21 protein-coding genes and 1 pseudogene are annotated in these 22135 nt (G+C 63.8%); 8 read left to right on the forward strand and 14 right to left on the reverse strand.

Annotated features, from left to right (window positions below):
- Positions 1-3: 3 nt before the first annotated feature.
- Positions 4-468: an RcnB family protein gene (locus AC1DVV_RS02370; protein WP_477688815.1), complete on the forward strand. Its 465-nt coding sequence runs from the start codon at positions 4-6 to the stop codon at positions 466-468.
- A gap of 97 nt (positions 469-565) precedes the next feature.
- On the opposite strand, the pseudogene AC1DVV_RS02375 reads toward AC1DVV_RS02370, so the two are convergent.
- A pseudogene (locus AC1DVV_RS02375) lies at positions 566-1297 on the reverse strand (GNAT family N-acetyltransferase); the annotation flags it as partial.
- A 128-nt stretch (positions 1298-1425) separates the two neighbouring features.
- Between AC1DVV_RS02375 and pdxR the strand changes: the two are divergent.
- Together pdxR and AC1DVV_RS02385 are read left to right on the forward strand one after the other, a co-directional pair.
- Complete coding sequence (gene pdxR, locus AC1DVV_RS02380) at positions 1426-2919, forward strand: MocR-like pyridoxine biosynthesis transcription factor PdxR (RefSeq protein ID WP_477702371.1); 1494 nt, start codon at positions 1426-1428, stop codon at positions 2917-2919.
- A gap of 20 nt (positions 2920-2939) precedes the next feature.
- Positions 2940-3800: a PA4780 family RIO1-like protein kinase gene (locus tag AC1DVV_RS02385; RefSeq protein ID WP_477702372.1), complete on the forward strand. Its 861-nt coding sequence runs from the start codon at positions 2940-2942 to the stop codon at positions 3798-3800.
- A gap of 20 nt (positions 3801-3820) precedes the next feature.
- Here the strand turns inward: AC1DVV_RS02385 and AC1DVV_RS02390 are convergent, their stop codons facing one another.
- A complete protein-coding gene (locus tag AC1DVV_RS02390) occupies positions 3821-5023 on the reverse strand; it encodes a multidrug effflux MFS transporter (protein WP_477702373.1) in 1203 nt (400 codons plus the stop codon).
- A gap of 295 nt (positions 5024-5318) precedes the next feature.
- Here AC1DVV_RS02390 and AC1DVV_RS02395 point away from each other — a divergent pair, with 295 nt between their 5' ends.
- Positions 5319-7748, forward strand: coding sequence for a cellulase family glycosylhydrolase (locus tag AC1DVV_RS02395; RefSeq protein WP_477702374.1), 2430 nt, complete (start codon positions 5319-5321; stop codon positions 7746-7748).
- 24 nt (positions 7749-7772) lie between these two features.
- Here AC1DVV_RS02395 and AC1DVV_RS02400 read toward each other — a convergent pair whose 3' ends face one another.
- Together AC1DVV_RS02400 and argE are read right to left on the reverse strand one after the other, a co-directional pair.
- Positions 7773-8732 (reverse strand): tripartite tricarboxylate transporter substrate binding protein, encoded by a 960-nt coding sequence (locus AC1DVV_RS02400; RefSeq protein WP_477702375.1) that lies wholly within the window; start codon positions 8730-8732, stop codon positions 7773-7775.
- Positions 8733-8781: 49 nt separating this feature from the next.
- Positions 8782-10008 (reverse strand): acetylornithine deacetylase, encoded by a 1227-nt coding sequence (gene argE / locus AC1DVV_RS02405; protein WP_477666338.1) that lies wholly within the window; start codon positions 10006-10008, stop codon positions 8782-8784.
- Positions 10009-10188: 180 nt separating this feature from the next.
- Between argE and AC1DVV_RS02410 the strand changes: the two genes are divergently transcribed.
- Positions 10189-10698 carry a DUF1993 domain-containing protein gene (locus AC1DVV_RS02410; RefSeq protein WP_457279178.1) on the forward strand — a complete coding sequence of 170 codons (510 nt, stop codon included), beginning with the start codon at positions 10189-10191 and terminating at the stop codon, positions 10696-10698.
- Positions 10699-10761: 63 nt separating this feature from the next.
- On the opposite strand, the gene AC1DVV_RS02415 is transcribed toward AC1DVV_RS02410, so the two are convergent.
- Positions 10762-11283 carry a hypothetical protein gene (locus AC1DVV_RS02415; RefSeq protein ID WP_457279177.1) on the reverse strand — a complete coding sequence of 174 codons (522 nt, stop codon included), beginning with the start codon at positions 11281-11283 and terminating at the stop codon, positions 10762-10764.
- A gap of 182 nt (positions 11284-11465) precedes the next feature.
- Here AC1DVV_RS02415 and AC1DVV_RS02420 point away from each other — a divergent pair, with 182 nt between their 5' ends.
- Positions 11466-11693, forward strand: a complete 228-nt coding sequence (locus AC1DVV_RS02420) for a hypothetical protein (RefSeq protein WP_477688821.1) — start codon at positions 11466-11468, stop codon at positions 11691-11693.
- A gap of 212 nt (positions 11694-11905) precedes the next feature.
- Here AC1DVV_RS02420 and AC1DVV_RS02425 read toward each other — a convergent pair whose 3' ends face one another.
- The 7 genes from AC1DVV_RS02425 to AC1DVV_RS02455 all read right to left on the reverse strand — a co-directional run bounded on the left by AC1DVV_RS02425 (position 11906) and on the right by AC1DVV_RS02455 (position 17025).
- Positions 11906-12604 carry a hypothetical protein gene (locus tag AC1DVV_RS02425; RefSeq protein ID WP_457279175.1) on the reverse strand — a complete coding sequence of 233 codons (699 nt, stop codon included), beginning with the start codon at positions 12602-12604 and terminating at the stop codon, positions 11906-11908.
- A 149-nt stretch (positions 12605-12753) separates the two neighbouring features.
- Positions 12754-13803 carry a class I SAM-dependent methyltransferase gene (locus AC1DVV_RS02430; RefSeq protein ID WP_457279174.1) on the reverse strand — a complete coding sequence of 350 codons (1050 nt, stop codon included), beginning with the start codon at positions 13801-13803 and terminating at the stop codon, positions 12754-12756.
- A gap of 220 nt (positions 13804-14023) precedes the next feature.
- Positions 14024-14497, reverse strand: a complete 474-nt coding sequence (locus AC1DVV_RS02435) for a DUF4864 domain-containing protein (RefSeq protein WP_457279173.1) — start codon at positions 14495-14497, stop codon at positions 14024-14026.
- Between the two features lie 93 nt (positions 14498-14590).
- Positions 14591-15481 (reverse strand): PhzF family phenazine biosynthesis protein, encoded by an 891-nt coding sequence (locus AC1DVV_RS02440; protein ID WP_457279172.1) that lies wholly within the window; start codon positions 15479-15481, stop codon positions 14591-14593.
- Between the two features lie 119 nt (positions 15482-15600).
- Complete coding sequence (locus tag AC1DVV_RS02445) at positions 15601-15837, reverse strand: hypothetical protein (protein WP_457279171.1); 237 nt, start codon at positions 15835-15837, stop codon at positions 15601-15603.
- A 79-nt stretch (positions 15838-15916) separates the two neighbouring features.
- Positions 15917-16534, reverse strand: a complete 618-nt coding sequence (gene petA, locus AC1DVV_RS02450; protein ID WP_477702376.1) for a ubiquinol-cytochrome c reductase iron-sulfur subunit — start codon at positions 16532-16534, stop codon at positions 15917-15919.
- A gap of 41 nt (positions 16535-16575) precedes the next feature.
- Positions 16576-17025, reverse strand: a complete 450-nt coding sequence (locus AC1DVV_RS02455; RefSeq protein ID WP_457279169.1) for a carboxypeptidase-like regulatory domain-containing protein — start codon at positions 17023-17025, stop codon at positions 16576-16578.
- Positions 17026-17303: 278 nt separating this feature from the next.
- Between AC1DVV_RS02455 and AC1DVV_RS02460 the strand changes: the two genes are divergently transcribed.
- Positions 17304-17966 (forward strand): alpha/beta hydrolase, encoded by a 663-nt coding sequence (locus tag AC1DVV_RS02460; protein ID WP_477702378.1) that lies wholly within the window; start codon positions 17304-17306, stop codon positions 17964-17966.
- Between the two features lie 93 nt (positions 17967-18059).
- Here the strand turns inward: AC1DVV_RS02460 and AC1DVV_RS02465 are convergent, their stop codons facing one another.
- Complete coding sequence (locus tag AC1DVV_RS02465) at positions 18060-19349, reverse strand: MFS transporter (protein ID WP_477666343.1); 1290 nt, start codon at positions 19347-19349, stop codon at positions 18060-18062.
- Between the two features lie 63 nt (positions 19350-19412).
- The gene (locus AC1DVV_RS02470) at positions 19413-20150 is read right to left on the reverse strand and encodes a hypothetical protein (protein ID WP_457279166.1); all 738 of its coding nucleotides are present in this window, start codon (positions 20148-20150) and stop codon (positions 19413-19415) included.
- 356 nt (positions 20151-20506) lie between these two features.
- Here AC1DVV_RS02470 and gshA point away from each other — a divergent pair, with 356 nt between their 5' ends.
- Positions 20507-22093, forward strand: coding sequence for a glutamate--cysteine ligase (gshA, locus tag AC1DVV_RS02475; protein WP_477702379.1), 1587 nt, complete (start codon positions 20507-20509; stop codon positions 22091-22093).
- Positions 22094-22135: the final 42 nt, after the last annotated feature.

Consider the following 22135-nt stretch of genomic DNA (forward strand, 5'->3'; position numbering starts at 1 on the left):
ATCATGAAATCAAAAGCCATTGTGTGTGCCATCGCCGCAGCGTCGCTGGGCTTTGCCTCGCTCTCGTTTGCGCAAGGCTACGACGGGCGCGGCCAGCGCGGTGAGTCGCCTCGTGTTGAGCAGCGCGGGTCTGTCGGTCCCGGTTACAGTCGCGACGATGGTCCCGGCTATGGTCCCGGTCATGGTCGCGCAGATACCCGTGCAGACGATCGTGGCGGGCGCGGTTTTGACCATCGTGACGATCGCCGTTACGCCCGCAATGACCGCCACTTCGATGGGCACGGCCCGCAGTTCTACCGTGGCGGCCGCATCCCGAATGAGTACCGCGGCCGTCAGTATGTGGTGAATGACTGGCGCGGGCATCGCCTCCATGCGCCGCCGCGTGGCCAGCAGTGGGTGCAGGTGGGTGCGGACTATGCACTCATCGCCATCGCCACCGGTGTCATCGCGCAACTGGTGCTGAACTGAACTTTCGGTACGGCGCCGGGAAATACATACCCGGCGCCGTCCTGGAGTTCGCGGCGAAAAGAAACCCCCTTGTGTGGTGCTGCCGTCAGGCTGCCATCGCAGCGGGGGCTTTGTGCATCAGGCGGCTGCGAATGTCAGTGAGCGCCAGAACCTGCGCACCCTGCGCATCAAAATTACCCGGCGAAAGCCAGCTGTCGAAGGCTTTCTTCAAGAGCGGCCATTCACCGTCAATGATGGAAAACCAGGCGGTGTCGCGCGTCCTGTTCTTGTAGACGAGGAGCTGCCGGAAAACGCCTTCGAAGCTGAAACCGAGCCTGGCGGCCGCGCTGCGCGACGGCGCGTTGAGGCTGTCGCATTTCCACTCGTAGCGGCGGTAACCGAGCGTTTCGAAGACCAGCTTCATCAGCAGGTACTGGGCTTCGGTGGAGGCGCGGCTGCGCTGCAGCAGCGGCGAGAAGATCACGTGCCCGACCTCAATGACGCCGTTGGCGGTGTCCATGCGCATCAGCGACAGCGTCCCGACCGCGCGCTGGGTGCCGGCGTCCACGACCGTGTAATGCAAAGGGTCGGCGCTGGCTGCGTTGCGTTCGAGGTAGGCATCGAAATCGCTGCGCGCGGTAAATGGCTCGGGGGCCAAGTAGGTCCAGGCCCGGCCGTCGGGTGCGGCGGCGTAGGCGGTGAACAGGTCGTCGCCATGGCGCCTGGCGTCCAGCGGCTCGAGGCGGCAATACCGGCCTTCGAGTGTGATGCGTGGCGGCCTTTGCCTTGCTGTCCAGCCCTGCATGGCTTCGCCAATGGGTTGCCCGTAGGCGTTTGTGCGTGTGGTCATCGATGCTCCTGTGAGTTTGATCGCCTAGGTTAAGATCTTTGTGGCTCTTCATAAAGTGCCATAAAGTGGTTATTTCGTGGTGCCACGATCTGCGACCAAATTCTTTGCCGTTCAACAACCCTTGCGCGATGCCCTCCACCCAGTCCGCTAACAAGTCCGCTCCAAAGCACTCCGCCCCGCAGGGTTTCCTGGAAGCCCCGCTGGACAGGTCCGACGCCGAGCCTTTGCAGCGCCAGCTTTACCGCAGGCTCAAGGAGGCCATCCTCAAGGGCCAGCTGGCTGCGGGCAGCCGCCTGCCCGGTTCGCGCGCATTGGCGCAAACCCTGTCGGTCTCGCGCAATACCGTGGCGATTGCCTACGAACACCTTGTGTCCGAAGGCTATGTCCGCGCCGACCGGCAGGGAAGCACCGTGGCGGCTGTGTTGCGCCCGGCCACGCAGCAGGCGCAGCCCGAGGCCACCGCGCCATCCCGTGTGGCACTGCGCCTGTCCCGCATTCGCTCGGGCCCCGCACGGCTCGACACCAGCACCACCCTGCGACCCGGCGTGCCGGCCCTTTCCCACTTTCCGCTGGCCGTCTGGCGCAGCACGCTGGATCGCGCAGTGCGCGAGGCCTTGCCGGCGGCGCTGCATTACGGCGACCCTTTCGGTCAGGCTGAACTGCGCACCGCCATTGCGCGCCACCTGGCGATCACGCGCGGCGTGCATTGCGAGCCGGCGCAGGTCATCGTGACGGAAGGCGCGCAGGAAGCGCTTATGCTGTGTGTGCGCTTGCTGACCAACCCGGGCGACACGGCCTGGGTGGAAGACCCGGGCTACCGGGGCGCCAACGCAGCGATGCATGCGGGTGACCTGCGCATCGTGCCGAAACGCATGGACGACGAAGGCCTGCACATCGGCGCGGCGGATTGGCGCTCACGCACGCCACGGCTGATTTACACGACGCCTTCGCACCAGTATCCGATTGGCGTGGTGATGTCGGTGGCACGCCGCCTGGCCTTGATGTCTGCCGCGCGCAGGCACGGCGCCTGGATCATTGAGGACGACTACGACAGCGAATTCCGGCATACCGGCGAACCCATAGGCGCGATGCAGGGCCTGGTGGCCGATGCGCCTGTGCTCTACGTCGGCACGTTTTCCAAAACCATGTTTCCCTCGTTGCGCCTGGGTTTCGTGGTCATGCCAAAGCCACTGCTGGCTTCAGCGCAGGACGCCTTGCGCGAGATGCTTCGCGGCGGCCACAGCCATGAGCAGCTTGCCATGGCCGGCTTTATCGAATCCGGGCAGTTTGTGCGGCACCTGGGCCGGATGCGAAGGCTGTACCGTGAGCGCCAGCATGCCCTGCGGGAAGCACTGACACGGCACCTGCGCGTTCCGCACGTCATTGAAGGCGGGCAGGGCGGCCTGCACCTGGCTGTCCGCCTGCCGCGGGATTTTGCGGACGCTCGCATTGCGGAAGCTGCCCGGCGGTACGGGATGGCGCCCATGCCGCTTTCCTCGTTTGCCATGGCGCCGGCACCTGAAGACAACGGCCTGGTGCTGGGCTACGGGAACACCGCGACGGAGCTGCTGGACCCTCTCGTCAAACGCCTGTCGCAGCTGGTACTGGCGGCAGGAGGCTGAGCCCGGCGCACAATGGCACCATGAAAACACCCAAGAGGCTGCAGTCGCTGCTCGAAGAAGGCCTGATCGATACCGTGGTACGGCAACTGATGAGCGGCAAGGAGGCCATGGTGTATGTGGTGCGCTGCGGCGACGAAACCCGCTGCGCCAAGGTCTACAAGGACGCCACCGAGCGCAGCTTTCGCCAGGCGGTGGACTACACCGAGAACCGCAAGGTCAAAAACACGCGGCAGGCGCGCGCCATGGCCAAGGGCACGCGTTTCGGCCGGCAGGCCACCGAAGCGGCCTGGCAAAGCGCCGAGGTCGATGCGTTGTACCGGCTGGCGGCAGCCGGCGTTCGTGTACCCAGGCCGCACAACTTTTGCGATGGCGTGCTGCTGATGGAGCTGGTGACCGACGAGCACGGTGACGCCGCACCGCGCCTGAACGACGTGGAGTTCACGTCCGAAGATGCCCGCCAGCACCACGCCACGCTGCTCACGGAAGTGGTGCGCATGCTGTGCGCCGGTGTTGTGCACGGCGATTTGTCGGAATTCAACATCCTGCTGGGCGTGACGGACGGCCAACCCAGCCCGGTCATCATCGACCTGCCGCAGGCGGTGGACGCCGCTGGCAACAACCACGCAGGCCGCATGCTGCTGCGCGACGTGGCGAACCTGCGCGGCTTCTTCGGCCGCTTCGCGCCGGAGCTGCTGCAAACCGACTACGGCAGCGAGATCTGGGACCTGTACCAGCGCGGCGTGTTACAGCCCGAGACGGTGCTGACGGGCCGCTTTGCCCACAAGACCGGGCCGGTCAACCTCGGCGCCGTGATGGGTGAGATTGACGATGCGCGGGCTGAAGATGCTGCACGACGGTTGCGCATGCAGCAAGCCCGTTAGGCGCGTCTTTTCGCGAGGCGCTAGTGCGCCGGCGCAGTGGCAGCGCGCTTGCCGCCCAGCGTCACGCGCGCCGTGGCATACGCCAGCAAGGCGCATCCGGCGATGCCGGCCACCATGGGGCGGGCGCTGCCGTCTACAAACACGCCCACCACCGCCATCACCACCGCGCCGGTGACAAACTGCAGTGTGCCCATGAGGGCCGAGGCCGTGCCGGCTATGGCGCCGTGTTCTTCCAGTGCCAGTACGGCGGTGGTTGGAACCACCAAGCCCAGAAATCCATAGCCCACCAGCATCAGCGCGATCATCACGTCCAGCCTTTCGATGCCCACCAGGTTCAGCACCAGCAGCAGGGCCATCACGGCGGCATAACCCGTCACGGCCACTTTCACGATGGGCACAAGCCCGAAACGCGCAGCCAGCTTGCCGGTGAACTGCGAAACCCCGATGAAGGAGGCTGCGTTGACTGCAAAGGCGATGCTGTACTGGCGCGGTGTCAGGCCGTAGTGGTTGATCAGCACAAAGGACGAGTTGGCAAGGTAGGCAAAAAAGCTCGAGATGCCGAAGGCGCCGATGAACACCAGGCCCATGAAATGGCGGTCGCGCAGCAGCACGCCGTAGGCGGTCAATGCGCTGCCAAAGCTGCTGTCCACGCGTTGTTCGGGCGGTCGCGTTTCCGGCAGAGTGAAGGCCACCAGCACCAACCCTGCAGCGGCGGCCACGGTGACGGCCCAGAACACGCTGCGCCAGCCGAAGGCCTCAATGAGGAAGCTGCCGGCCAGCGGCGCCAGGATGGGCGAGACGCTGAAGACCAACATCAGCAGGGACATGAGGCGCGCGGCGTCGTGGCCGGTATGCAGGTCCCGCACTACCGCGCGCGGCACCACCATGCCGGCGCAGGCGCCCAGGCCCTGGATGAAGCGCAGCACCACCAGCGTCTGGATGTCAGGCGCCAGCGCGCAGCCGATGCTGCCGGCGGCAAACAGCAGCAGGCCGAAGTACAGCGGCGGCTTGCGGCCCACCATGTCGGAGACCGGGCCGTAGATGATTTGCCCAATGCCGAGGGAGATGAAAAACGCCATCAGGCTGGCTTGCACCGCGCCCATGGAGGCGCCCAGGCTGTGCCCGATGGAGGGCAGCGCGGGAAGGTACATGTCGATGGCGAAAGGGCCGATGGCGGACAGCAAACCCAGCACCAGGGCTGCCCGGAAGAAACTTTTTGTCATGAATGAAATGAAGTCAAGCCGCTTTGTGTATCAGTAACAAGGTGGAAGGCCTTGCACCCAAACGGCACTGTTAAAACCGCCATTGAAAACGCACCAGGGCGGGGCGCAATGACGGTAAGAAATTATCTGCGGCTATTGTCGCTGACCTCGCTGTCTCTTGCTTGCACTGCGCCGGTAACCTGTCAGGCCTGACAGGGGCCCAAATGTAAGCGGGACGCTGTGTTGATTCAAACTGTAATGAAGCCGCAATACGGGGTTTAACCTGAGGTCTTTGGACGAACAGGAGCGCACCCCGATGCATAGACGTGAATTTTCACAGGCCGCCGTGGCGGCTGGCGCGGTGGCCGCCTTTGGGCCTTTCATGATGGCCCGGCTTGCCCAGGCCGCAGCGCCTCTTGCTGCGGCCGGCTCGCCAGCGATGGGGACCAATCTCTCCGGCATGGAATGGGCAAAAACCGGCTTGCGGCGCAACACGAGTTCTGCAACCAACATCCATTTCACCGTGCCGCGCAAGGCCGACGTGGATTATCTCGCCGCCTGCGGCTTCACCAAAAACAGGTTGCCCATTCAATGGGAGCTGCTGCAGCCCATGCTGCATGACACAGTGGCCAACGCTGCGGCCAAAGCGGCGATCGGCAATCCGGGTGTTTTCCACGCTGCGTATGAAGCCTATATCACCGGTGTGCTGGATGCCCATGCGGCGGCGGGTATGAAGTGCATCATCGACAACCATAACTACGGGCGCTACCAGGATTTCAAATTTCAGGCCGACGGATCCGTACTTGGCCTGACGGTGCCGTCCGACCCGCTGCTGCGGCCCTACACCACCGATGCAAGCCAGGTGCAGGTAAGGATTTTTTCGTTGACCGCAGGCGCCACACTCAAGCAGTCCCAGTTTGCGGATTTCTGGGCGCGTGCCGCCACGAAGTGGAAGAGCCACCCGGGCTTCGGCGGCTATGGCCTCATGAACGAACCGCACGACCTGCCCAAGCCGGGTGGCCTTATCGCCTCGGATGAAGAAACCGTGAAGGGCGGTGAAGACCTGGCGATCATGGCGGCGTATTCACAAGCCGCCATCAATGCGATCCGGGCCATAGACCCCGTAAACCCCATTTATGTGGGCGGCAACCAGTACAGCGCGGCCATATCGCTGGGCACCAAGAACCCGGGCTTCCCGGTCACAGGCGCCAACCTCGTGTATGAAGTCCACGTCTACCTTGATGCCTTCGGCAACGGTGCCTCTTTCGATTACGACACGGAAGTCGCCAAGAACTACAGCGCGGGTTTTGGTGTCGGCCCTATCAAGGCTTCCACGGGCATGGACCGCCTGAAGATTGCGGCCGACTGGGTACAGGCCCGGGGCGCGAAGCTGGCGCTCACCGAGATCGGCATGCCGATTGACGACACGCGGTGGCAAACCATGTTTGCCCAGGCCGTCAACTATGCGCGCCAGGTCAACTGCGAGGTCTATAGCTGGATGGGGGGCAACCACTGGCCCATCCACAACTACGCCATCAATCATGTGCCGGGCTGGCACCAGAACCGCACGCTCGAGCCGCTGGTCTCGGGGCCGATGAAGGCTGCGGTGGGTATTGTGCAGGCCACCGTGTACGACGACGGTCCGGGCTATTCACCTGCCGGTGCACCGCTGACGTTTACGGTGTATGCCCGCGGCAATCTGGCGCAACCCGTGACGCTGACGGTGGCCTCCAACAACGGAGGCGCGTTGAGCAAGTCCAGCCTTGTCATTCCTGCGGGCGCCAACGGCCAGGACACCTTTACCTTCACGCCGGCAGCCAATCGGGTGGCTACGCTGACCTATACCAGCGGCGGCCAGCTGTCGGGCCAGGTGCCGCCGCCGCGCAAGGTGTTCTCGCTGACCGATCCGGTGGCCTACGCAGCCACCAGCCTGGCCGATGCCGCGCTGGCCATCATCGCGAAATACAACGCCTGCAAATGGGACATGGCAAATGGCTACACCGACTACCTGCTGGGTGCGCCCGCCGCGGCCGGGCAGGCGGTGCGCGCGGTGTCGGATTCGGGTTACGGCTCCAGCCCCGGCAATGCCATGGAGATGATCAACTGGATCAACAGGGACGGCCCCAACATGGGCACGATGGCGCCGCCGGTGATGCGCGTCAACGCCGGCGGAAAAAAGTATTCGGACCACAGTGTTTACGACACGGCGGGCTTTTGGTGCAAAAAATCAGTGCCGATGGCCGGCATCCAGCCCAATCCGAAAAACCGCGTGCCCTACAACATTGAAGATCCCCATTTCGCCATTGCCGCGGTCAGTGTTCCGGGGCCCACCAATACCGGCGTGGTTTTCCAGGCCTCAAAGACCGAGACGCTCTACACCTCGGACCTGGGTTTCACCAACAGCCAGCCGTATGCCAAATGGGTGGACTCAGCGGGGCAGACCGTGCAGCTGACCAGCGCCACGAAACTCACTGCGGGTGTGCCTGCCGTGATGGCGCTTACCTCTGCACCCGGTGCGCAGAGGCTGCGTATCAATTCGGTGCAGGCGGGCACCGCCAGTGCCACGCTGGCGCCGGGTGTGTGCAGCCAGATGCTGATCGGCTGGGGTTATCTCAGCTACTACCCGCGCGGCAGTTTCAGGGGACACATTTACGCGGTCATCGCGGGCAAGGGCGCCCCCACCGTGGCCGAGCTGGCCGTGCTGGAAAAATACCTGGCCTCCGTGGCCGGCGTCACGCTGGCATAGGCCAGCGGTGAAGCATTGCCGGCGCTATTCGACCTTGGCGCCCGATGCCTTCACGACCTCGGCCATGCGCTTGTAGTCCACTGCCAGCAGTTTGGCAAAGTCGGCGTTGCTCAACGCTTGGGGTTCGATGCCCTGCTTGTCCAGGCGCTCAAGGATGACGGGGTCCTTGAGCAGTTTGGCGATGGCCGCGTTGACACGGTTGACGTCGGCTGCAGGTGTACCGGCAGGGCCCAGCAGGCCAAACCATGAATCAAACTGGTAGCCCGGCAAGCCGCTTTCGGCAATGGTAGGGACTTCAGGCAGGTATCTGGAACGCTTGGGGGAGGTCACGCCGATCAGCCGGATGCGGCTGTCTTTGGCGAAAGCCAGCGCACCAATGCTGGCGGCAATCACGGCCTGTGCGCGGCCAGAGATCACTTCATTGATGGCTTCGCCCGTGGCTTTGAGCGGCACATGCACCACGTCGATGCCAGCCAGGCCGTTGAAATACGCCATGGAAAGATGTGTGGCGCTGCCAACGCCGGCTGTCGCGTAATTCATCTTGCCCGGGTTGGCTTTAGCGTAGCGGATGTATTCGGCCGCGGTTTTGGCGGGCACCTCGGGGTGGATCATCAGCACGTAGTCGGCCGTGCCGATATGCGCCATGGGCGTAAAGTCTTTTTGCGGGTCGTAGGCGAGTTTGGTGTAGAGCGTACCGGCGATGTTGTGGCTGGCGGCAGCCAGCACCATCGCACCGCTGTCGGGCGGGGACTTGGCGACATAACCTGTGCCCACGGTGCCGCCCGCGCCTGGACGGTTTTCCACAATCACGGTTTGGCCCAGTGCAAGGCCGAGCTCGGTGGAGATGGACCGGGCCAGGATGTCCTGCACGCCGCCCGGTGCAAAAGGCACCACGATGCGCGCGATTTTGGGGTTGGCCTGCGCCAGTGCGCTGCCTGCGGTCAGTGCCAGGCTGGTGCCCAGGAAATCTCTGCGTTGCATCATGTGTTCTTTCGGGTGAGGTAGGGGGTGCAGTGGTCAGTTCAGGACGGGCTCACGACGGATTTATGCAGAGCTCGTCGGCCAGGCGGCGCATGAAGCGCTCGCACCAGGCCAGTTGCTCCAGCGTGACCCATTCGTTCGGCTGGTGTGCCTGCGCGATATGGCCGGGGCCGCACACGATGGTCGGCACACCGGCCTGGTGGAACAACGCAGCTTCCGTGCCAAAGGAAACCTTGCCGGCGCCCGAGTTGGCATCTACATCCGCGCACCTGAAGCACAACTGGGCGATTTCGCTGCCGGCTTCCGTCGCAAAACCGGGCAGCACCGAATTGAGTTTGTGGGTGATGCCGGTGTCAGCCGCCACCGCCTGCATGGCCGGCACCAGGCTGTCGGCAAAAGCTCTGGCTTCGTTGAACAGTGCATCGGGCGAATTCATGTGATGGTGGCGGATCTCCCAGGTCACATCGCAGTCGCGCGGGATGATGTTGAGCGCGGTGCCGCCGGCAATCACGCCGGTGTGGATGGTGGTGTGGGGCACGTCGTAAACCGGATCGAAGGGGCCTTCCTTGACCAGTCGCCTGTGCATGGTCTTGAGGTGGGCCACAAATTCGCAGGCGATCTCTACCGCGTTCACGCCCAGCGGCGTGAGCGATGAATGCGCTTCAAAACCGCGCACCGACGTCTTGTAGGCATGCTTGCCCTTGTGCGCAATCACCACCTGCATGCCGGTGGGTTCGCCCACGATGCAGCCCGCAGGCTTGTAACCCTGCTCCACCATGTCGGCAATCAGGCGGCGCACGCCGATGCAGCCGACTTCCTCGTCGTAGCTGAAGGCCAGGTGAACCGGGCGCTTGAGTTTGCGCTTGAGCAGTTCGGGCACCATCATCAGTGCGGTGGCTCCATAGCTTTTCATGTCGGTCACGCCGCGGCCATAGAGCTTGCCGCCAATAATTTGCGCTGCGAACGGGTCGGTGTCCCAGGGCTGGCCGTCCACCGGCACCACGTCGGTATGGCCCGACAGCACGATACCGCCCACTTTGGTTTCGCCGTTTTCGGCGGGCAGGGTGGCCCACAGGTTGGCCTTCTTGCCGCTGTCGTCATAAGTGCGCCGGCATTCAATGCCCAGTGCCTCAAGCCGTGCCTGCGTCCAGTCAAGAAGGGGCAGGTTGCTGTCGCGCGAGACGGACGCGAAGGACACCCATTTTTCAATGATTGGCAGGGCGGCGAGGTCGGTGGCCTGCACGGCCTGGCGGGCGGCGGCGGGGAGAGGGGCGTTCATGGTGGGGCCTTTTGGGGAGGGCGGAAATTGGTATGACAGCATACTATTTTGCGAAGGGCTTCGCCGTCCCCGCAGGCCATTGCCGGGCTGCAAAGCGTTCCCGCCGCAATCCGGCGAGAATGCAGGGCGCCGCGCGCAGGGCGCGGCAGGCTATCTCCATTCCTTTACCGAAAGCTTTTCATGACCAGCAGCATCTACACCACGTCCATTCCCGTTTTCAAGCAGATGCTGGGTGGCCTCAAGGGCGTCCTGGCCAAGGCCGAAGCCCACGTTTCCGCCAAAAACATCGACCCGAATGCGCTGCTGCAGGCCCGCCTCTTCCCCGACATGTTCCCCTTGCTGCGCCAGGTGCAAGTGGCCAGCGATTTCGCCAAGAGCGTGTCGGCCCGGCTGGCCGGTGTGGAAGTGCCGAAGATCGAAGACAAGGAAACGACGTTTGCCGAACTGCAGGCGCGTATTGACACCATCCTCGCCTTCGTCGAAGGCCTGGACGTGGCGAAATTTGATGGGGCCGCCACGCGGGAGATCGTCACGCAAGCCGGCACGCCCAAGGAAAAGCGCTTTACCGGCCAGTCCTATTTGCTGAATTACGGCCTGCCGCATTTCTTTTTTCACACCACCACGGCATACGCCATCCTGCGCCACAACGGCGTGGAAGTCGGCAAAAAAGATTACATCGGCTCGTATTGAGCCCATCGCCCGCACCCGGGATGGGTGCCTGCTGCCGGGCCCCGGTGGCGCCCGGTGGTGCACCTAGTGCGCCGGGCTTTGTGCCAGCGCGGGCGCTCCGGGCGCAGCCGGTTCCACGGGCGCACGTGGCGCGTAGCCGCTGCGCGGCCGGGTGGGGCTTTGCATCCAGATGGTCGGGTCGGGCATTTCCTGATGGGGGCAGCTGTCGCCGCCGTCCAGCTGCCATGAAATGCCGTGGAGCCAGTCACTGGCGCGCGGCTCAAAACGCATGATGTCCGCCATCAACACTTTCTGGAAAGCTGCCGCGTAGGTCAGCAGGCGCAGGTCCCACTGCTTCATGATGATGCGCAGGTACATGCCTTCGCCGCGTGTGGGGTTGGCGGTCAGCAACATCTGGCAGTCCAGCCAGTTCGACGGAATGCCCGCCCGCCGGGCGGTGTCCCGCAACAGCACCTGAATGAGCTGCTGCCGCACGCCGATGGTGGAGTGTTCGTCGCCGGGGACAGAGACTTCCGATTCAGGGTGGGTGGCGCTTGAGGCCGTTTTTGGCTGGCTTTTCAGTCCAAAGAGCTGTTGAAGTTTCATGAGGTGCCCGCATCGCGTTGCGGCGCCAGCTGTCTGACAAGAGGTATTTTTCGCTCTGTCTTTGGCTAACACCGCGTGTTACAAAGTGTTAACAATGTCGACGACTGGCGTCCGCAAGTCAAGCCGAGGGCTCTTTAAAAGCGGAATTTTTTCATGAAAACGCGGCCAAAGTGATGTGCTTCGTGAGTATTCAACCTGGACGCTACAGGCGAGAACTGGCCGCGGTTGGGATTTTCAATCGAAGACGCTGGCAGCGCCGGGAAGCCTGCGCTGGATTTGCACTTGGCAAACGTCAATTTTCATTAAATGTTTCTTTATGTAACGGATTGATGATTTTTGCCGGCGAAGAAGGGTATTGGCATGACGCGAATCCAGCCTGGCGCGATGCCCGCGCAACTGGACTTCAGTGACACGAAAGCGGGCCTGCATCGGGCCCATCTGGCATGTGTCCCGGCCTGCGCGAACATTTGAGCAAGCGTTGAGGGGGCGGCTGCTGTTCTTACGGGAAAAGAGCCTGCAGGCCAGACAGGACGAGCGCAAGCAGCTATTAAATCGATAGCGATACGACAGCCTTGCGCAGGTGCTTGTGGTTTAGCGGCGCGCGGTTGAACAGATGCGCGCGTTACTTTCCACCATTTCCGCCACCGTTGCCTCCGCCATTACCACCGCCGTGGCCGCCTCCATTGCCGCCACCCTGGCCGCCATTGCCGTTGTTGCCGCTTTTACCGGACTCTTTTCCGGCGCCCAGGCCTTTGCTGGAGGCATGGGCCGTGGCGACATTGCTGGCATGAACGGCATGGATGTTGTCGTTGGCTTTCTTGCCACTTTTGGAGGTATGCGAAGCGCTCACGACGGCGCCCAGTTTCACGCCCATGCTGTTGGCAATCTGGCCCCAGCCAATGCCGTCGGCCTTCTGGGACAGCACCCCGCCCAGTGTGGCTGAGAGTTGTGAAGGCGTAGGGTTGGTGATGCCTTGTTTGGCCAGTGAAGTCTTGGCCAGCGCAAGCGCGATGTTGATGTTGCCGTAGCCCATTTTCCCGGTGGCCGGCGAAAGGCTTGCGGCCGGCGCGGTGGCGTTGGGTCCGGTCGGGCTGGGGCTCAGCGAGATCGGTGTGCCCGTGCGCAGCCCCTCTACCAGCGACTCGGCGTTTTGGGGTGAGCCGGCAAATGCGCTGTAGCGGCTCGCCAGCCTTGCGCCTTCCGGATTCCCGGCCGTGGTGCTCACACCGGCGTCTGTTGTTTGTGCAGCGATGACAACACCGCCGGCCAGAAACATGGCAGTGGCCGTTGCGGCGATGGTGATGGTTTTTTTGATCAGCATGGGGTGCCTCGCTTTCTGAATCAACCCTGAAGCAGGCCGGACCGCGACATACGGTGCGACCTTTTTTTATCTTAAAGGCCGTGTGGCACCGCTCGACCGTCTTCCGGCGCCGTCCTACGGCCAAGCCCGCCAAAAATGAAGCCGCGGCGCTAGGCGCGCACAAAATAGATGAAGGTAGTGCCCGGAAAAATATGCCGGTAGACAGGCCGGGCAATGACCCGCGCCAGGTTTTTGGGCTGAAGCAGGCCCGAGGCGCTGTTGTACAGCCGATAGAGTTTGGGGCGCAGCGGTTTCAGGCCAAACTCTTTTCCGAAGGCGACGAGCGATTCATGGCTGAAAGCGTTGATGTGTTCGAGCGGGGCGATGGGCATCTGGTCGTCGGGCGACAGCGCGCCGAAATCTTTCCCCTGGCTGATCTTTTTCAGCGCGGCAGCCGCGTTGGGAACGCTGATCTTGATGACGCCGTCTCCTGACAGGGCATCGCGCAGTTTTTCGAGCACCAGCCTGGGCTCCGTCAGGTGTTCAAAGACCTGCTCCGTATTGATGAACCGGAACCTCCTGGCCGGCAGGTCGGCCAGGCCGACGACCCGTAGCCCCACGGATTTGCCGTGGCGGGCGCGTTCCTCGGAAAGCTCCACACCCCACACATTGCAGCCAAATCCCATGGCCATTTTTGACCAGTGCGCCCAGCCGAAGCCGAAGTCAAGCGCATCCAGCTCACCCGGCGGAAGCCCGAAGTATTGAATGATGAACTGGACCTGCTCGGCCAGGTAGCGGTATTCGTCCAGGCTGTAATTGCGGTGCTCGCGGTCCAGCTCGGTGCCGGGAACCCAGTCGTTGTAGATCTCGCCGAGCAAGGGGTCGTCGGGCACCTGTTGCTGAAAGACCAGGCTGCAGCTGTTGCAGCGCGCCAGCGCATAGACGCCTGCGTCGGCAGTCCTTGACGCATGGCCTTCATAGTGCCTTGCAAGATAGGCCTGAACGCCCGCGCCGGCGTACGGTTCCTCGTAAACCATCGAGAGGGAAGCCGACAGGCAACCGGGACACCGCGTCCTGATCTTGAGGGCCGATTCACGCGGCTGCGTGGCACGCTGACGCTGTTGTGCATGGCGTGGCGCCTGCAGGTTTTCCCTGAGCGACGGCGAAGCCGGATCCCCCGGCAGACGCGGGAATTCAAGTGAGGTGGCGGGCATGTTCATGGGTTGAGTCCGGAATGCCGCAAACGCAGCAGCACCAAACACCTTAGCCTCCAGCAGGCAGGAGCGGGTAACCCTCTGTAAACCACGTATCGGTGCTCTTTGCCGCAGGCGCGCCCGGTTGGCGTGGCGTTTCAATGCGGGCCACGGCAATGGTGCCTGTCTCCGGGACGGCTCCCGCCTCTGGGAAAACCGTTATCAGCAGGCGCCGCGGACTGGCGTACTACGCCATACGGCCCTTGTTTTCGACCACCACGCACCCGGTGATGCGCCACGCTTTGTTGCTTTGCCGTTCGAGGCTGTAAACCGCCAGCCACGAAACACCGTTGGCATCGGCCATTTGCACCCGCTGGATCACCTGGTCGTTCTTGCCGTCGGGTTTCAGAAAGGCGACCGATGCCGGGCGGTATACCACCGGGTAATCGCGGCGCACCATCGCCATGAACCCCTGGGGCGTTCCGACGGCCTTCTGCACATTGGGGGCCGCAAAAGAAAACGCCCTGGCTGCGTCATCCTTTGCGAAGGCCGCCAGCTGGGCCTGCACCACGGTGCGCACCGTCTTCTCGTCAGCCGCGGTAAAGGGCGCTGCACTTGCCGGCACTGCCGTGCATACCAGCAACAGCGCCGCGCTGCCGGCAGCGAGCAGCCGGGCCATGCGGTTCAGCACACAGTTCAAATGGATCAGGCGAGCAGTCATAGGGCTAATCTTTCCTGGATTCGATGGCCGCAGTGGCTAAAGGTGTTGAAGGTGCTGAAGGTACGCAAGTGGCGCGCCAACGGATGCCATCCCTCAAATCAGCCGGCCGTGCGCCAGCACCACGACGCCGCCGCTGACCAGCATCTCACCGGCAGCGTTGGCCTCCACCGTGATGCGGCTGGGGCGCCCGGCAAAACGCCCCTGCTTGAGCGTGATGACTTCGTTCACCTTCGCCGCGCCGTGGCGCAGCAGGTAGGCGCCCGCCGGCCCGGCGGCGCTTCCGGTGGCAATGTCTTCCACCTGCCCGGCGTTGTCCCAGGTGCGGCCTTCGCGCGCCGACACGTCCAGCACATAGGCAAATTTGGCGCCCACGGTGGCCAGCAGCGCCTCAAAGTCAGGGTGCACAATTTTTGCGCGCTCCAGGCCGCCGACCACGGGCACCAGCAGATAGGGCAGGCCGGTAGACACCACCTGCAGCGGAAAACGCACATCCAGCTGCGCCGGGCCCAGCCCGAATGCCGCGAGAAACGGCAGGCTGTCCGCGTGGCCGAGGGCTGCCTCGAAGCGGGCCACGCCCTGGTTCATGCTGGCGTCGTAAGTGCCCGGTGTGCCTTCTTTGCGTGTGGTGCTGATGGCAACTGCCCGTGTGCCCAGCATCAGCGTCCAGGCAGCAGAAGGCTGATGCCCCGCATGCAGGTGATGCAACAAACCTGCTGCGCCCAGCAGGGGGTGGCCGGCGAAGTCGAGCTCTTCCTCCATCGTGAATATTCGCGCCTCGAAGCGGTTCCCGGGGCCGTCAGGCGTGAGGAAAATGCTCTCGAACTGCCGCATTTCGATGGTCAGGCGTTGCATCTGGCGCGCCGGCAAGGGGCTTTCGGGCAGAAACACCGACAGGCCGTTGCCGGCCAGCGCCTCGTGGGTAAACACGTCCACCTGGTAGTACTGCAGCCCCGACAAGGGCGGCATGGTTGTCATCACTGTCATGTGGCAATTCTCCTGCGGGGAATTATCGCGGTGCAGGTCATTGCGGCGGCATCCCGGCTTGCGGGCTGCCGTTTCTGTTTGGGATCCAGCGGCTTGCACCGCGGGATCGCCTGTGCGGTTTAAATCCCGAGCAGCTTCTTCGCGCCGCCCAGCGCTTTCATGGAGTCGTCGTGCTTGCCTTCCTTGTGAAACTTTTCGCCATCGGCGCGAAGCTCTTTCACCTTGGTCATGTCGGCGGGCGAGAGCTTGGGGTTGGTGGAGAGCTTGGCGTCGATCGCCTTCATCTCGTTGGGGCAGTTATGGGCAAACGCCAGGGACGAAGTGGCCAGGGCGACGGCGGCAATGATGAGCTTCATGTGAATCTCCAACCTGCGTCAGAAAATGCTGACGCCAGATGCTAGCAAAGCCTCTGCTGTGGCACAAGCCGCAGTGACACTAGCTTGTCTGGCCGATTTGCAGCTTGGTGGCGTCGATGAACTGGTATTCCGGGATGTCCAGGTTGGTCGGCGCCGGTACGTTCTTCACTACGCGGCCGGCAAGATCAAACCGGGAGCCGTGGCAGGGGCAAAAAAATCCGCCGGGCGCGTGAAGCTCGGCATTCAGCGCGCTGTCGTCCAGGCGCAGGGTCGGTGAGCAGCCCAGGTGCGTGCACACCCCCACCGCCACCAGGATTTCGGGGCGCTCGGAGCGGGTCGCGTTGGCGCACGATTTCGGTTGCTCGGATCGCCTGGACTGCGGGTCTGCCAATACCGCATTGGGCTGCTGCAGCGCGCGCACCATCTCCTCGCTGCGGCGCATCAGCCAGACCGGTTTTCCGCGCCAGGCGACGGTGCGCAGCTCGCCTGTCGCCAATGTGGAAATATCGACAAGCACCGGACCGCCCTGGGCGCGTGCCACTTCAGAGGGCGCAAGGCTGGCGGCGAAGGGGTAGGCCGCGGCCAGCACCCCGGCGCCGGCGGCGATGCCGGTTGCGGCCGCCAGCAGGCGTCGCCGCTCGGCGTCCGGCAGGGTGCCGTCGTCTATCGCCCGGATCAGTTCGGTGACGCTGCGCATGATCTGACTTGAAACGTTAAATTGAGGCAGGCCCGGTGTGCTTACGGCGCGGTTTTATCGGCGCCCGCTCCCCAGAGGAACACCTCTCTGGAGGGTTTGCCTGCCCTCACGTCCACCTTCCTGCGCTGGGTCTGGCCGGCCAGCGTCGCCTCCACGGCATAACTGCCCGGTGCCAGCCGGGCCAGCAGGAAGGGGCCTTCCGACGTGGCCTGAAGCACTTCATTTCCCCGGGCATCGAGCACCCGCACCTTCACGTCGGCCGCGAAGTCGGCACGCTGCTTGTCCTTGATGGCAAATTCGAGTGTCAGCGGCCATTGCCCGCTGGCATTGCGGATCGCTGCGGATTCGTCGGCGCCGATGCCGCCGCTCAGGTATTCAACCGGGCCGCCGGTGCGCACCGGCGGCAAGGGGGCGCTTGCCTGGGCCAGTGCGCCGCCCGCCATAAGCGCACCGAGGACGGCCGAGGCGGCCTTGTGGGTCAGGGTTTTCATTTCAGCGTGCTCCTTCTGCAACGATGGGCAGCAAGTCGGCGCAGTGTGCTGCCTGGCACTGTGTTCATGCGGCCTGCCGATAGGTGCGAAGGCCTGGCCAGCTACCTTGTCATCACACCGTAGCAGGCTTTGTGCGCCAGGTGTTCAGCGCTGCCGGAAACCATTGTTCGCGGGTCAGCTTAGGCCGGTCTTAAAATCCCCGCTGGCATGCTTTGCAGCTTCAAGCCCGCAGCATTCAATCGTCATCTGTTCCTTCAACCACCTGGACCCGTCACCCCATGCCCCTCGAAGTCATTGAAGCCCAGACCGGCGACAAGCCCGTCGCCACTGTCCTCATCATGCACGGCCTCGGGGCCGACGGTCGGGACTTCCTGCCAATTGCAGAGCAGATGGATTTGTCCAGCGTGGGCGATGTGCGTTTCCTGTTTCCGAGTGCACCCAGCATTCCGGTCACCATCAACGGCGGCTACGTCATGCCGGCCTGGTACGACCTGCTGGGCGCCGACCTGGTGAGCCGGCAGGACGAGCCCGGGCTGCGCAAGTCGCAAGGCGACATCGAGGCCTTGATCGCCCGGGAAAAGTCCCGCGGCATTCCCGCCAGCCGCATTGTGGTGGCGGGCTTTTCGCAGGGCTGCGCCATGGCGCTCATGACGGGCCTGCGCCACGGCGAACGGCTGGCCGGTATTGCGGGCCTGTCGGGTTACCTGCCGCTGGCCGACAAGACGGCCGCCGAGCGCAGCGCCGCCAACCAGGACGTACCCATTTTTCTGGCGCATGGCACGCGCGACGGCGTGGTGGTGCTGCCGCGCGCCACCGCCACGCGCGATGCACTCAACGCCATGGGCTACACGGTCGAGTGGCACGAGTACATGATGGAGCACTCGGTGTGCCCACAGGAAATCACCGACCTGGAACAATGGTTGTGCCGGGTTCTGGCCTGACGGGATTTTAAGGAAGAATGGCTGCAGCCCTTATAGAAAGAGCGCAAGCAGCTATTAAAAGCATAGCGGTCCAGGCAGGACCAAGGCGTTGTTTCAGGCCGCCGCGGTTTTCGTCGTGGCCGCCCGCGCCATCCGCCGCACGCGCCACAGCAGGAAAAACGCGATGCTGAAGTTCAGCAGGTTCCACGCAATGCCGTTGAGGAAGGCGGCATGGTAGGAACCGGTGAGGTCAAACACCTTGCCTGACATCCAGCCGCCGAGCGCCATGCCCAGCAAGGATGCCATGATCACCGTGCCCACGCGCGCGCCGGCCTCGGCTGGCTCGAAGTATTCGCGCACGATGATGGCGTAAGCCGGTACGAGGCCGCCCTGGAACAGGCCGAACAGCGCGGCGATGACGTAAAGCGATACCAGCCCGTCAAAGGGCAAAAACAGCAGCAGCGCGACGCCTTGCAGCACCGAGCCCAGCATCAGTGTGCGCAGCCCGCCGATGCGGTCGCAGATCGCGCCCGACACCAGCCGGCTGACCACACCGCAGGCCAGCATCAGCGACAGCATTTCAGCGCCGCGCGCCGCGCCGTAGCCCAGGTCGGTGCAGTACGACACGATGTGCACCTGCGGCATGGCCATGGCCACGCAGCAGGCCACGCTGGCCACGCACAGCAGCATTTGCGCCGAGCCCGGCGTCAGGCCGAAAGGCATGCTGCTGGTGGTGGCGGCGATGCCGCTGTTGCCCACCGCCGACGCCACGGCCACCGGCGGGCGCTTGCGCATCAAAAGGGCCAGCGCTGTCATGGTGACGAAGCTGAAGAGGCCGAGCCACAGATAGGTCTGGCGCCAGCCCACGGCCTCGACAAAATGCTGCACGATGGGCGGCCAGATCGCGCCGCCCAGGTAGTTGCCGCTGGCGCACACCGCCACGGCAAAACCGCGGCGCCGTACAAACCAGAGCGAGGTGTCGGCCAGCAGCGGCGCAAAGGTGGCGGCAGAGCCGAGAAAGCCGATCAGCAGGCCGTGGGCCAGCGAGAACATCCAGATGTTGCCGGCCATGGCGGCCAGGGAAAAACCCAGACCCAGGCCCACCGCGCCAATCAGCAACGGAACCATGACGCCGAAGCGGTCGGCCAGCCGCCCCATCAGCACGCCGCCAACGCCGAAGCCGATCATGAGCGCGGTGTAGGGCAGGGAGGCATCGGCCCGCGTCACGCTGAATTCAGCCTGCACTGCGGGCAGCACCACGGCCACCACATACATGCCGCAGGCGCCGACGGTCATCAGGGCCAGCGTGACCATGAGCCGCATCACCGCGTAACGCGAGTCGATGAGGAAGGAGGAATCTTGCGTGGCGGTTGCGGGGCCTGGGGGCGTGACGGGAGGGCTCATCAGGCAAGCGTACACCAGCAGCTGCCCCGCTGCGCTGTTGATGGCCCGGCCGGACCTGGTGCGTTACAGCGGCGAAGGGCGTGTGGCTTCGTAACCGACGGCGGAGTTGCTGTCGCTTGGCTGGCCCAGTTCCTGGTCGCGGATGCGAAAGAGCCGCTCCAGGTCTTTCATGGCGTCTGCGTCAGCTGCAGAGACCGGGGCCGGCCGTGCCACCGGTGCTGCGGGCTGGGCCGGCAGGCTGGCGGCCACAACGGGGGCGGCTGGCACGGGCGCCGCAGAGGCTGTTGCCGCCGCGGGAAGAGGGGCCAGGGACGCCAGCGGCGCGCTGCGTGGCGGGCGAACCGATGCGCCAGCAGGTGGCCGGACGGGATCGGCCCAATACGACTTGTCGGGCATGGTCGGGTTGGGGCAGGTTTCTGCCACTTCCAGTTGCCAGGAAATGCCGTGCAGCCATTGGGCCGCCCCGGGTTCAAAGCGCGTGATTTCTTCCATCAGGGCGTTCTGGAAGGCGAAGGCGTACTTCAGCAGGCGGTCGTCCCAATGCCGCACAACGAGGCGTACATACATGCCAGGGCCGCGGCTGCGGCTGGACACGAGCAGCATCTGGCAATCGATCCAGGGCAAGGGAATACCGTATTTGCGCATGGCATCGCGCAGCAGCACCTGCACCAGGTGGCGGCGCGTGGCGTTGTCCGAGCCGTCTTCAATGGTGAGCGGGTTGTCCCGGCTGGACGCGCCTGTGCGTTTGGGCGACGCTGCGGGGGTTGAACCGCCGAAAAGGCTGGCTAGCAGTTTTTTCATTTTTTGATCAAGCTCTACGCTGCCTCAGGCTAAAAGACCGCAAAACCATGAGTTTGGCGGAAATTGAAGGGTAAAACAGCCGTGTTACGGAATGTTTTTTATCGTCGTCCAGCTTGTCTGACAAGTCAAGGGAGTTCTGCACCTTGGAGCACCGGCGTCGCTCACTTTCCACATCCCGGCCACCAAACTGCGGATTTCTGCCCGGAAAGTGCGGTGTATGGCCCAAATCCGGCCAGCTTGCACAGACCCCGCGCCAGACCCCACCCGGGCTGTGCTGGCAAGCCCGGATGCGCCAGCGCAAAGCGCCGTGCTGTGATAACTTCCACGCCAATTCAAGATTCTGGGGGAATGACGATATGACCAAGTTGCAGGCGCCTGCGGGCGCGCTACAGGACCGCCTGAAAGCGCTCACCCCGGCCCGGCTCAAGGGCATGCGCCGCGGTATCGAGAAGGAAAGCCTGCGCGCCAAACCCGGCGGCGGCCTGGCCCTCACACCGCATCCCGCGGCCCTGGGCTCGGCCCTCACGCATCCGGGCATCACCACGGACTTCAGCGAATCGCAGGTTGAGCTGGTCACCGGCGCCCACTCCAGCCCTGAAGCCACGCTGCAGGAACTGACGGAGCTGCACCAGTTCACCTACCGCACCATGAAAGAGCTGGGCGACGAAATGCTCTGGGTGTCCAGCATGCCCTGCGGCCTGCCGACCGACGAAACCATTCCCATCGCCCGTTTCGGTTCGTCCAATGTCGGGCGCGCCAAGAGCGTTTACCGCATGGGCCTGTCGCACCGTTACGGCCGGCGCATGCAAACCATTTCGGGCATTCACTACAACTGGTCCCTGCCCGGGGTGAGCAGCAAGGAATATTTCGCGCTGATCCGCAACTTCCGCCGCCAGGCGTTTTTGCTGTTGTACCTGTTTGGCGCCTCGCCCGCGGTGTGTTCCACGTTTGTGGAAGGGCGCCAGCACGAGCTGCAAACGCTGAGCGACAGCACCATGTACATGCCCCACGGCACTTCGCTGCGCATGGGCCGCCTGGGCTACCAGAGCGACGCGCAGGCATCGCTTGCCGTGAGCTACAACAGCCTGGACGGCTACGGCGCTTCGCTGCAGGACGCGCTGACCCGGCCCTACCCGGCCTATGAGGCAGTGGGCATCCGCAACCCCGGCGGCGACTACAACCAGCTGGCCACCACGCTGCTGCAAATTGAAAACGAGTTCTACGGCACCATTCGCCCCAAGCGCGTGATCTTCCCCGGCGAACGGCCGCTGCATGCGCTGCGCGAGCGCGGCGTCGAATACATCGAAGTGCGGCTGATGGACCTGGATCCTTTCGAGCCCGTCGGCATCAATGCGCAGACCATGCGTTTCCTCGATGTGTTCCTGCTGCACTGCCTGCTCAGCGACAGCCCGAACGACACGCCCCAGGAAATCGCCGAGCTCAAGCACAACCAGCACCAGACGGCGGCGCGCGGGCGCGAGCCCGGCCTGAAACTCAAGCGCGGTGGCCATGAGATCACGCTGACGGCCTGGGGTGCGGAGGTGGTGGGCCAATGCGCGCCCATCGCGGCGGCGCTTGACGCCGCGCATGGCGGCACGCAATACAGCGACGCCCTGACGTTGGCCAGCGCCGCCTTGCTGGATCCGTCCACCTTGCCTTCGGCCCGTGTGCTGGCCGCCATGGCCGACAGCCACGACAACTCCTTCATCCGGTTCAGCCGGGCGCAGTCTGAAAAGACGCAAGGCATCCTGCAGGCGCAGCCGCTGTCGGCCGGCCAGCTGGCACACTTCGCCGCATTGACCGATGCTTCCGTTCAGGAACAAAAGAAGATTGAAGCTGCGGACACCATGCCGTTTGAGGTGTACCGGCAGCAATACGTGTCGGCTGAGCGCCTGGGCATGCCAGGCCGCGAAGTTGAGCACACCCCTGTTGGGGCTCACTGATAGGCACACCCCTATCGGCATTCACTTCGTGTAATGCCTTTT

This window comes from Polaromonas sp. P3_B4 (genome assembly GCF_056402835.1).

Bases quoted from the DNA above. Each gene is read 5' to 3' on its own strand.
- AC1DVV_RS02370 (WP_477688815.1), top strand. From the start codon at position 4: ATGAAATCAAAAGCCATTGTGTGTGCCATCGCCGCAGCGTCGCTGGGC.
- pdxR (WP_477702371.1), top strand. From the start codon at position 1,426: ATGCCCTCCACCCAGTCCGCTAACAAGTCCGCTCCAAAGCACTCCGCC.
- AC1DVV_RS02385 (WP_477702372.1), top strand. From the start codon at position 2,940: ATGAAAACACCCAAGAGGCTGCAGTCGCTGCTCGAAGAAGGCCTGATC.
- AC1DVV_RS02390 (WP_477702373.1), bottom strand. From the start codon at position 5,023: ATGACAAAAAGTTTCTTCCGGGCAGCCCTGGTGCTGGGTTTGCTGTCC.
- AC1DVV_RS02395 (WP_477702374.1), top strand. From the start codon at position 5,319: ATGCATAGACGTGAATTTTCACAGGCCGCCGTGGCGGCTGGCGCGGTG.
- AC1DVV_RS02400 (WP_477702375.1), bottom strand. From the start codon at position 8,732: ATGATGCAACGCAGAGATTTCCTGGGCACCAGCCTGGCACTGACCGCA.
- argE (WP_477666338.1), bottom strand. From the start codon at position 10,008: ATGAACGCCCCTCTCCCCGCCGCCGCCCGCCAGGCCGTGCAGGCCACC.
- AC1DVV_RS02410 (WP_457279178.1), top strand. From the start codon at position 10,189: ATGACCAGCAGCATCTACACCACGTCCATTCCCGTTTTCAAGCAGATG.
- AC1DVV_RS02415 (WP_457279177.1), bottom strand. From the start codon at position 11,283: ATGAAACTTCAACAGCTCTTTGGACTGAAAAGCCAGCCAAAAACGGCC.
- AC1DVV_RS02425 (WP_457279175.1), bottom strand. From the start codon at position 12,604: ATGCTGATCAAAAAAACCATCACCATCGCCGCAACGGCCACTGCCATG.
- AC1DVV_RS02430 (WP_457279174.1), bottom strand. From the start codon at position 13,803: ATGAACATGCCCGCCACCTCACTTGAATTCCCGCGTCTGCCGGGGGAT.
- AC1DVV_RS02435 (WP_457279173.1), bottom strand. From the start codon at position 14,497: ATGACTGCTCGCCTGATCCATTTGAACTGTGTGCTGAACCGCATGGCC.
- AC1DVV_RS02440 (WP_457279172.1), bottom strand. From the start codon at position 15,481: ATGACAGTGATGACAACCATGCCGCCCTTGTCGGGGCTGCAGTACTAC.
- AC1DVV_RS02445 (WP_457279171.1), bottom strand. From the start codon at position 15,837: ATGAAGCTCATCATTGCCGCCGTCGCCCTGGCCACTTCGTCCCTGGCG.
- petA (WP_477702376.1), bottom strand. From the start codon at position 16,534: ATGCGCAGCGTCACCGAACTGATCCGGGCGATAGACGACGGCACCCTG.
- AC1DVV_RS02455 (WP_457279169.1), bottom strand. From the start codon at position 17,025: ATGAAAACCCTGACCCACAAGGCCGCCTCGGCCGTCCTCGGTGCGCTT.
- AC1DVV_RS02460 (WP_477702378.1), top strand. From the start codon at position 17,304: ATGCCCCTCGAAGTCATTGAAGCCCAGACCGGCGACAAGCCCGTCGCC.
- AC1DVV_RS02465 (WP_477666343.1), bottom strand. From the start codon at position 19,349: ATGAGCCCTCCCGTCACGCCCCCAGGCCCCGCAACCGCCACGCAAGAT.
- AC1DVV_RS02470 (WP_457279166.1), bottom strand. From the start codon at position 20,150: ATGAAAAAACTGCTAGCCAGCCTTTTCGGCGGTTCAACCCCCGCAGCG.
- gshA (WP_477702379.1), top strand. From the start codon at position 20,507: ATGACCAAGTTGCAGGCGCCTGCGGGCGCGCTACAGGACCGCCTGAAA.